Annotated in this window: 10 protein-coding genes; 5 read left to right on the forward strand and 5 right to left on the reverse strand. The window is 34.1% G+C overall.

Annotated elements, in window-relative coordinates; translation table 11 throughout:
- Both B4G81_RS14065 and B4G81_RS14070 read right to left on the reverse strand, forming a co-directional pair.
- Positions 1 to 239 (reverse strand): Arm DNA-binding domain-containing protein (locus B4G81_RS14065; protein ID WP_294083586.1); only part of this gene is annotated, 239 nt, incomplete at its 3' end.
- A gap of 802 nt (positions 240 to 1,041) precedes the next feature.
- Positions 1,042 to 1,284, reverse strand: a complete 243-nt coding sequence (locus tag B4G81_RS14070) for a helix-turn-helix domain-containing protein (RefSeq protein WP_294066673.1) — start codon at positions 1,282 to 1,284, stop codon at positions 1,042 to 1,044.
- Positions 1,285 to 1,423: 139 nt separating this feature from the next.
- Between B4G81_RS14070 and B4G81_RS14075 the strand changes: the two genes are divergently transcribed.
- The 5 genes from B4G81_RS14075 (at position 1,424) to B4G81_RS14095 (ending at position 5,975) form a co-directional block, all read left to right on the forward strand.
- Positions 1,424 to 3,031 (forward strand): hypothetical protein, encoded by a 1,608-nt coding sequence (locus tag B4G81_RS14075; protein ID WP_294066670.1) that lies wholly within the window; start codon positions 1,424 to 1,426, stop codon positions 3,029 to 3,031.
- 34 nt (positions 3,032 to 3,065) lie between these two features.
- Entirely contained in the window at positions 3,066 to 4,133 is a 1,068-nt protein-coding gene (locus tag B4G81_RS14080; RefSeq protein WP_294066667.1) for a hypothetical protein, read from the forward strand.
- Positions 4,134 to 4,803: 670 nt separating this feature from the next.
- Positions 4,804 to 5,076, forward strand: a complete 273-nt coding sequence (locus B4G81_RS14085; RefSeq protein ID WP_294066664.1) for an ECs_2282 family putative zinc-binding protein — start codon at positions 4,804 to 4,806, stop codon at positions 5,074 to 5,076.
- Positions 5,073 to 5,546: a hypothetical protein gene (locus tag B4G81_RS14090; protein ID WP_294083588.1), complete on the forward strand. Its 474-nt coding sequence runs from the start codon at positions 5,073 to 5,075 to the stop codon at positions 5,544 to 5,546. The genes B4G81_RS14085 and B4G81_RS14090 overlap by 4 nt, the downstream gene beginning before the upstream one ends.
- Before the next feature lie 6 nt (positions 5,547 to 5,552).
- The gene (locus B4G81_RS14095) at positions 5,553 to 5,975 is read left to right on the forward strand and encodes a hypothetical protein (RefSeq protein WP_294066658.1); all 423 of its coding nucleotides are present in this window, start codon (positions 5,553 to 5,555) and stop codon (positions 5,973 to 5,975) included.
- A gap of 47 nt (positions 5,976 to 6,022) precedes the next feature.
- Here B4G81_RS14095 and B4G81_RS14100 read toward each other — a convergent pair whose 3' ends face one another.
- The 3 genes from B4G81_RS14100 to B4G81_RS14110 form a co-directional block, all read right to left on the reverse strand.
- Positions 6,023 to 6,886 carry a TIR domain-containing protein gene (locus tag B4G81_RS14100; RefSeq protein WP_294083590.1) on the reverse strand — a complete coding sequence of 288 codons (864 nt, stop codon included), beginning with the start codon at positions 6,884 to 6,886 and terminating at the stop codon, positions 6,023 to 6,025.
- Positions 6,887 to 7,024: 138 nt separating this feature from the next.
- Positions 7,025 to 7,363, reverse strand: a complete 339-nt coding sequence (locus tag B4G81_RS14105; RefSeq protein ID WP_294066653.1) for a helix-turn-helix transcriptional regulator — start codon at positions 7,361 to 7,363, stop codon at positions 7,025 to 7,027.
- 87 nt (positions 7,364 to 7,450) lie between these two features.
- Entirely contained in the window at positions 7,451 to 8,644 is a 1,194-nt protein-coding gene (locus B4G81_RS14110) for a site-specific integrase (RefSeq protein WP_294066650.1), read from the reverse strand.
- Between the last annotated feature and the right edge of the window lie 270 nt (positions 8,645 to 8,914).

The raw sequence follows: 8,914 nt of genomic DNA on the forward strand, positions 1-8,914 counted from the left end.
TACATCCGCATTTTGAGCGTTTCGAGATAGTGATTCAACTCACGGTCTTTTACCGTCTTTCCGGAACTGGATTCCCGTCGTTGATCCCACATCTTGACATGGATACTCCGTTTAGTGGTAATATCGGCAACCTCTCCGTTCACCGTAACACGTAAATAAATAGGGGCTTCTCCATTCTTAAGAAGCCTGTGCCTTCTGATTACAAAAAGCAAATTGAACGTTGATTTTACTACATTCATGGGCTTTAAAATTTAGTTTTGCAAAGTTACTTTATGCAGCCCATTAACAAGATATGCAAATTGTTGAAAATCAACGAATAAAAACCCAAATCGTGGGCAAAAAAATCAGGATAAAAAAGCCCACGAATTGTGCCGTGAACAGTGCGTTAAATCGCTATTTTTCGAGGGCAAGGGGGTATAAAGAAAAAGCCCTGAAACCATTGGATTTCAGAGCTTTGCTTCATTCTTCGAATTATTTTTGCGGTATGGACGGTAGCTCACTATTGCATGTAAATGATTTTTATTGATTGATATTTTGGTGTATTTTAATTGTTTATGTGATTTGTATTTTGAAGTCAGGAACGTGAGGATATCATTCGTTATCAAATTTTCCGTCCCTTAAACCGTCCCTTGAATTTTCCAATCCTTTTTCTTGATAGTTAAATAACGTTATTCTTCCGCAAGCGTTTTTTGAAGAAAATTTTGCCCTCATTGACAAAATATATAATTTAGGTCATGAATGTTAATCAATTTTCACCGACTAATAATTTTATCTTTATGCAAACTGAATTTAATTCTATGGGTTTTCTCGCTGTTGTCATTATTATAGCAATCATTGTAAACGCTTTGATTTTGCTATATTATGTTTACGAAATGGCTTGTAAAAATGGGAGAAGTGCTTTCTATTGGGTCATTTTCTCTTTTTGTTTAACTCCGATAATCAGTATAATATTGCTTTCCTGTATTGGGGAAACCGAAGAAAAAAGGAGGGAAAGATTGCTGAAAGATGAAGAATACCTAAGATTAATGCTAAAATAAATCTTTAGTCTAAATTTTTAAAGAACTCCTCCAATGTCATATTATGAGCATCTACCACCTTTAGAAGAGTTTTCATTGTGATGTTTGCTCCGTTTTCAATTCGGGAGTATTGAACACGGTCAAAGCCTTTCTCGTTGGCAAAATCTTCGGCACTAAGACTTGTATTCGCCTTTCGCAAAGCACGAACCCTATTGCCTATTTGAGATAAACGGCTATCTTCTGATATTTGAGTTTTCTTCTTAATCATATATTTTACACGAAATTACGGCTAACTCCGCATCTATGTAACCGCATAAATAACGTTTGCATATATGCGGTTTTATTGTTGATTATTGCTATATTTGTCCAATTTTGAAATTTGTATCTAATTGAACAATAGCAATAAAATGAAACATAATCCTTTTGAAGAGTTAAGTATCTCAATTAAGCCCAAAGCCTTATTTCAGGCTTATTCTCATGAAGCAAACCAAGTCGAAGTAGAAAAGAGAATAGAAGTGCTTGCAAAAATTATATATGCAGGCTATAATCTCAATAAGGTTGTAAATGATTATCTGCAAGGCAAAGATGCTCTATCAGATAAGATACGCAAGAACGAGATAATAGACACTTTCAATCTATATACCCATGTAATCTTAGATAAGGAAGAAGAAAACGAGCCAAAGAAACTGCAAGAAGCGATAAATGCTTTTGCTATTGCAATAAAAGAACGATTCACTATCAGAGGTTTATTGATTACTTATTTTGAAAACTCCCAAGACTATTTATCTCTAAGCTCTGCAATAGGCATTGATTTGGGAAAAGATATAAGTAAGCAATTACAAGAAAAAGACGAAAAAGAGAACTCGCAACCGCTATGGAAATATGTTGAGTTATATTCTTGGTTCAAAGATGTTTTGATGCCCGATATTCGGAATAATAATATCAGATATTGGCTTCCTTCTTTGGAAATGCCGGCAACGCAAATAGCAAATGTCTTTATAAAGAAATATCTTCCTGTTGAAGACCACGAATTATTAAAAGCAAATGCAGAACTTAGAAAGGAACGATTATGCGAATTTGCCGAAAAGATAATCCGAGTTCTTTGGCTGAATGAACCTCTATTTGAGGAGCCTATTTATTTAGTTCGTTGTAACTATACAGGAAAATCGGCTTCCGAATTAGAATATTTGTATGAGAATAATATTGTCTCTATTTGTATTCAAGAAGAAGAAATGATAGACCAAAAGTATTTTGATGATTTGATAAACGGCAATAACCCTCCGTACAATAGCAAGTTACCCTATATTCAGCGTTTTGTAAATCTTGTAAATTTAGCCAATGAGCAAGATGTTATTGTTATAGCTTCTTTTCTTGGGAGGAATCCGAAAATAGGCTTGATAAAGAAAGGTTCTGAAATGTTTTGCCGAGAAGGAAACGGATTTAAGTTGTTTTGTCTAAAGATGAAAAGCGTTTATTGTACTCCGAATTGGGGAGAGCATTTTGATAGCATTGATTTAAGGACTTATCCAATTCTAAAGAGTATAATACCGCAACAAGTAACCATTAGTGCTGTAAACCAGAGAAAAAATGCTATTTACGGCATTTACTACGGAGTTAAATATCCGTTAGATTTATCTTTAATGACTGATTCTGCGATTGAGGTAATGTGTACCGAGTGGTTGCGCTCCCGATTCTCAAGCGAATCGTATCGGATTTGTTATCAGATAATACGAACTGGGGGAAACTTTGCCGATGTCGATGTATTGGGAGTAAATAATCAAAATAGAATTGTTGCTGCCCAAGTGTCTAATACTTCTGATATAAATCTGGTTAGCAATAAAATAGATAAATTGAAGTCTTTTAGTTCGGACGAAAAAATAATGTTCTCAAATGTAAATCGCCCCGACCTCGAAAAGATAGATGATTGCCTAAATATATTTATCGGAGACGTTTGGAACGATTTCTATTCAGATTCCTATTATAAAGTAATGCTTGAGAGGTTGGTAGCTCTATAATTCGTATCTTTGGAGTCTATAATCCAAAGGTCGCATGGTAGATAGAATAAAAATAACATTAAAGGATTTCTCTGGGAATTTTGAGAATTGCGAGAATATTACCAAAAAGGAATTTATCGAATATCCTGACAGGAAACAATATGACAATTTTGTCCTCCGCAATAAAACGGAGCTTGATAGGCATGATTTAAGTATTTCTCAAACAAAGAGAACTGGCATTGTAACTATTGAGGGGAGTATTCGCAAATGGAATTATAACAATGCGACCTTACTTGATTTAACCCAAACTTCATTTGAAAGAGCTTTACGAAATATAGCAAAAGAATTAAATATCTCTTTTGAGGAATTAAGACAAGGGAATTTCACTCAATGCGAAATTGGATTAAATATTAATGTTAGCATTCAAGCAATAGATATTTTACCAATGGTAGTGAACTACAATCATATTGAGCGACATGCTGAGAGAATAGATGAAGGGACATTGTATTTTATAGGAACTGAAAAAATCGCAAAACTCTACGCAAAACCAAAAGAAGTTGCAGATAAATCTTCTGTAATAAAGCAAGAGCGACGAAGAGAGGCATTCAAAATAATGCAAGAGAAAGGAAATGATTTTTTGCGAATCGAATTTACATTAAAGTATCAGAAGTCTTTCAATCACCATAAAATGAAGCATATCCAGAATTTGGGAGATTTAGTGGATAACTATTCAGACCTATATCGGTTCTTTGCAAGAGAAGTCAATCGGTTCATACTCTTCAATAAGTTGAGCTACCAGGAAGAATATTTAACCCCTAAAGAGAGACATATTATTTATGGATTAGAAAATTTTGGGTATGAAACGTTTTTGGAAGATTATCAGGCAGAGTTTGTAGAACGAGCTTCTAAACCAGACACTAAAAAGTCAGCTAAAAGTGATGCTTATAAAAGTGTAATTACCGTTTTGAAAAAGTATGCTTCGCCAGATGATTATAATTTTGAAACCTTCAAAAATGATATAAAAGAAACCTTATTTAGAAAAAGTAAGGATGAAAAGGTAGATTTTCCTGAATTATTATGCATTTTAGAGGGTAATAAGAAGCTTTCCCTTCCTAATAAGTAGAGAAAGTAAGGAAAGCACTATAAGAAAACTCTATATTGGAATATACTGAATATGAAAACCCTTGTATTGGGAAATCTAATATTGTTAACTTTAGCTCAAGGATTATTGCATTGTGAATAACAATAAGTTCTTTGTATTTATGTAATATGGAAATGCAATATGGAATGTACAGAACAACCCTTATATAATTGGGTGCTATTGAGAATAGAGCATATCAGCCGTAATATACAATCGAAACGCAACGAATAGCAGAGAATAACAAAGATAAGTCTCTATAATCGGAGTTGAAACGCAAAGCTCTACCCAGATAATATAAAACCTTTGTGGAAATCTAAACGCAAAGACTTATAGATTGGGAGTACAGTATATTGTTTGCCCTTCGTTGAGCTTTAATCTCGGTAAACGATAGTAGGAGTACCGAAATGTGATACTGGCTTTATAGGCATCTAATTTATTGGAGGTTGGGCGTATTTCTAAGGCTGAGTGAAGCGAAGCCTTAGAAGGTAGGTTTACGAAGTATATTTTGGGGCAAATTTTCGCCCGAATCGTTTTCGTGCCGAATTTTCGCTTTTCACCCTCGTGGGCTTATTCGGCTTCGCTTTCAATAGAGAAGTGCTGTAAATCGAAAATAAATAAGTAATTTCGTCATGTAAATAGCAATCAATATAATATGAAAGATAACTATCAGAGACATATTCAACTTAGGTGTGCCACTTGCGGTGGAGAGGATTTTAATTTCAATGAAGACAAGTCCTATGTTAAATGCAATTTGTGCAATCGGGAATATTTTGGCGGATATGACGAATTGGTCGAATTTAACCAAGAAAATATCAACGAGAGTGTCGAGGCAATGAAAAGTGAAGTTCAAGATGATTTACAAAAAGAATTGTCCGATATGTTCAAAAAAGCTTTTAAGGGAAATAAGAATATAAAATTCAAATGAGCATGGATATTGTTAGCATAGTTTTATCGGCTTTCGCAATTGCATTGACGATTATAATGTATTTTAAGCATGATAAGCGATTGAAAAAGCAAGAAGAAAAACTAAACGCCTATCAGTTGAAAAAGATTGATGAAGAGGAATCCGAAAATAAAAAAGCTCAAGTGAAGGGCAATGTCATAAAAGGAGACAAGGGAAGGCGTGATTTAAGAATCTATAATACAGGAAAAGCTCCCGCTAAAAATATCTATGTAGAATTTTTAGATAATTATGTAGGGCATGACAATTCAGCGGAAAAGGTAATTGTAATGGATTATCCCACTCCGTATGAATTCTTGAATACCAATGACCACTTTGATATTATTATGCACTTATACGCATATAATTCTACCGATGTTTTAAAAGTCAGACTGACTTGGGAAGATGATTTTAGTAATCAAAATGAGCATATTCAGCACTTCAAATTAACTTAATAGAATATGGGACTTTACGAAGAAATAAAAGATGTCGCAAAAGAAATAAAAAAGCAAGGCAATATTGAAATATACGCTCAGCTTATAGATTTGAGTTCTCAAGCATTAGATATGCAAAATGAGATTGTATCACTTAATGCTGAGGTTTCAGAATTGAAAAAGTCGAAAGATATTGATAGCAAGATAGAAAGGCATTCAGAACCTTATATAACCTTAAAAGGAGATACTGAACTGATATTATATTGTTCTCGTTGTTGGGGGCATGAAGAGAAGCTGATACAAGTAAAATGTTACGATAGTGGCTCTTTCAAATGTACCCATTGCGAAAATACTGGAGTCTATGATGAAGCTAAAGATGAAGCATATTCGCAAAGACAAAGCGAGATGTACCGAAATTTAGCCGCAAGAAATAGGAGAAATCAATGGTAGAATGGATTAGCTATGTAATGACTTGATTTTTAAAAACTTAATTCATTTTATAGGTTCTTCAAATTTTGGACTATATCATCTATTGTGTGAATTGAGGTATTCAGTGCTAATTTATCCGCTAATGTTGGACTAAACTTTAAGACCTCGTCTTTTGATATTTTATGCCAAATCGGTAGAATAACTTTATGTCCATTCATTTCTCTTGCAACCATGCCGTTCAGTTCGTATTCAGTCCAATTTTTCTTAACGAATGAAGGAGATATAATGACTATCCCATAATTTGCATTTGATAAACCATAGTCAATTTTCTTTCGGAGACTATCTCCAATTTTTAGTTCAAATTCATCATACCAAACTTCAAAACCACTATTTCTTAAAGCCTCTGCTAAGTCTCTAACAATGTCATCTTTATCTTCAGAAGCATGAGAAATAAAAAAATCGTATTGTTTGTTAATCGCAAGAGCCGTTTCTTCATTTTTGGAATTATTTTGTGCTGAGTAATTCATTCCAATAAGGGTTTCTAATTGGGATTTTTGGGTTGCAATATCTTCTTGTAATTTTCTTTGAAAACTCAATTGGTCATCCTGCATCTTTTTTTGTTCCTTCTGCTGAGCCTTCAATAATTCTTGTTTCTTTTTTCCTAATTCAGTTGATTTGGAAGCTACTTTTTTCTGATAATCTGCTATTTTTGAGCGATAACTTATTATGTCTTTTTCATATCCTTGTATTTGTCGTTGCTTCATATTAAAAGAAGATGTGGACGTGTTTTTATTGATACTGCGAGTTACTGTATCAATCTGTTTGTTTTTTGTCAATTCTTTACCGCTCTCGTCAGCTATTTTCTTTTGCAAATCTGCAATCTCTTTTTCGATGCGGTTTACTTGATTTTGATAATATGAAGAATCCATCATTATTGAATTTAGTATAGGAATTAATATTCGTGTTAGCTAAGATAAGATAATAATTTTGCATTTATTATGCCGTTCCCAAACTAATAATCAATTTATTAAAAACGAGTTTATTGATTTATTTGAGACATTATATTTGTGTTAATAAAATTTGTTTGCCTGATTCGCTTTAATATAGGCTTCTATGTCTTTGCGACTATAAATAATAGCCTTCTGTCCAGGTATTTTAGAATGAGGAAAGTTGTGGTAGGTGCGCATACGGTATAAGGTAGCTTTGGACTTGCCTATCCAGTCGCAAACCTCTTTTTCTGTCATTAAGTCTTTGTCACTCGAAGCCTTTGGAGTAGAGGAGCTAATTTGGCGAAGCATTAAGGTGTTAATCTCCTGCTGAACTTCGGAGAGCTTTTCATTAATAACAAGAGCAGCTTTCATTAGCTTTCTTTGTCGTGAAAATAATTGCTTCAACTCTTTTGATTTCATTTGACCTTTATTTTGCCATAAAGATACAAAAAATACGACTTGTTGAGCCGTATTTTGAAATCAAATTTATCTTGAAGAAATTATCTATCAGTCGTTTTTGCTTTTGAATAGCTGTGATTTCTTTGCGTGGTCATCTACTAACTTCTTAGAGTCATTAAAATAAACCATTGTAGAGGTTATCTTGGAATGTCCTGCTAATGCTTTGATGGTTAAAACGTCAGTGCCTGCTAAAATTTGAAGTGTTACGAAGGTATGGCGGGCAACGTGGCATGAGATTGTCTTCTTTATCCCTGCCATTTTCGCAAATTCTTTTAGATGAAGATTCACCGTATTAGAGGTAACTGGATTCTCGAATACTGGTTTATCTGTTCCAATATTCTTTTTACTATTGCTAAACTCCAATAAGATAGCCTTTGCCCAAGGCTCTATAATGATTGTGACCGAATCTTTGGTTTTAACTTGCTTTTTATTGATACGTTGATTTTCCCAGTCAATATGCGACCATTTGAGGTCTAATATATCAGAAATACGCAAGCCCGTATAACAAGCTAAGAGAAACATTTGCATAGACATCCTTCGTGGAGAAAAGGCTTCAAATTGAGGAAGAAGGTTTCTCATTGCAACCAATTCATTTAATTCAAGATAAGTTTCCCTTATTTTTGCTTTCGGCATTTTGAATTTATCACTTGCGTATGGATTTTTGATGTTTATATCGTGGCGAATCATATCAAGGATAACGGCACGAATATTCTTGTGTTTATTCTCTCTTCCGCCGTCTTGATTGTTTTTTTCGTTCCGAAGGAAAGCGTCAAATTTTTCGATAAATTTGAGATTGACATCACAGATTCTTAGTTTCGGGGCGAACTCTTTGAGCATTGCATAAGTGTTATTGTAGATTCTGATAGTGTCATCATCCTTGCCCGATTTCTTTTTATCATCTACAAATTCAAGATAGTAATCATAGAAAGAACCATTTTCAGGCTTAATTTTTTTCTTGCCTCCAAAATAATCCCGAACAAGCTGTAGAGATAGATCACCACCCATTCCTTGTTCTGTCAGTAAGAGAGTTTCTAAATCAGACTTTATATTTCCGATAACTGTGCGGAGTGGATTTTTCTTTGGTAGTTTAGCTTTGTTATCCCAAAGACTTTCTTCTATCTCGTAGCCTGTAGGAACTCTTATCTCTTCACCCATGACTCTAACCCAAATGTAAATGGGATAGTTGCCGTTTTTAAGCAATTTATCTTTTCTGATGCAGGGGTTTACTGAATATGGTTTCATATAATCTTGATTTAATCCTCAATTCATGGACTAAATTAGTAAAGTTTCTGTAATTAGAAAAATATCTTCAAAAGTTTATCACGAAGAAAAACAAGCCAAATATCAATAAACCAATCAGTTGACTAAAATAAAAAACCGTCCCTTATTTCGTCCCTAAGCAAAAAGGAAAAGCTCCAAGTAGTTGATAACAACTAACTTAGAGCTTTATTTTGCGGTATGGACGGGACTCGAACCCGCGACCCCCTGCGTGACAGGCAGGTATTCTAACCA

Source organism: Proteiniphilum sp. UBA5384, from assembly GCF_002410825.1.
Lineage (GTDB): Bacteria > Bacteroidota > Bacteroidia > Bacteroidales > Dysgonomonadaceae > Proteiniphilum.

Coding starts and splice junctions, on each gene's coding strand:
- B4G81_RS14070 (WP_294066673.1), bottom strand. CDS start 1,284: ATGATTAAGAAGAAAACTCAAATATCAGAAGATAGCCGTTTATCTCAA.
- B4G81_RS14075 (WP_294066670.1), top strand. CDS start 1,424: ATGAAACATAATCCTTTTGAAGAGTTAAGTATCTCAATTAAGCCCAAA.
- B4G81_RS14080 (WP_294066667.1), top strand. CDS start 3,066: ATGGTAGATAGAATAAAAATAACATTAAAGGATTTCTCTGGGAATTTT.
- B4G81_RS14085 (WP_294066664.1), top strand. CDS start 4,804: ATGAAAGATAACTATCAGAGACATATTCAACTTAGGTGTGCCACTTGC.
- B4G81_RS14090 (WP_294083588.1), top strand. CDS start 5,073: ATGAGCATGGATATTGTTAGCATAGTTTTATCGGCTTTCGCAATTGCA.
- B4G81_RS14095 (WP_294066658.1), top strand. CDS start 5,553: ATGGGACTTTACGAAGAAATAAAAGATGTCGCAAAAGAAATAAAAAAG.
- B4G81_RS14100 (WP_294083590.1), bottom strand. CDS start 6,886: ATGATGGATTCTTCATATTATCAAAATCAAGTAAACCGCATCGAAAAA.
- B4G81_RS14105 (WP_294066653.1), bottom strand. CDS start 7,363: ATGAAATCAAAAGAGTTGAAGCAATTATTTTCACGACAAAGAAAGCTA.
- B4G81_RS14110 (WP_294066650.1), bottom strand. CDS start 8,644: ATGAAACCATATTCAGTAAACCCCTGCATCAGAAAAGATAAATTGCTT.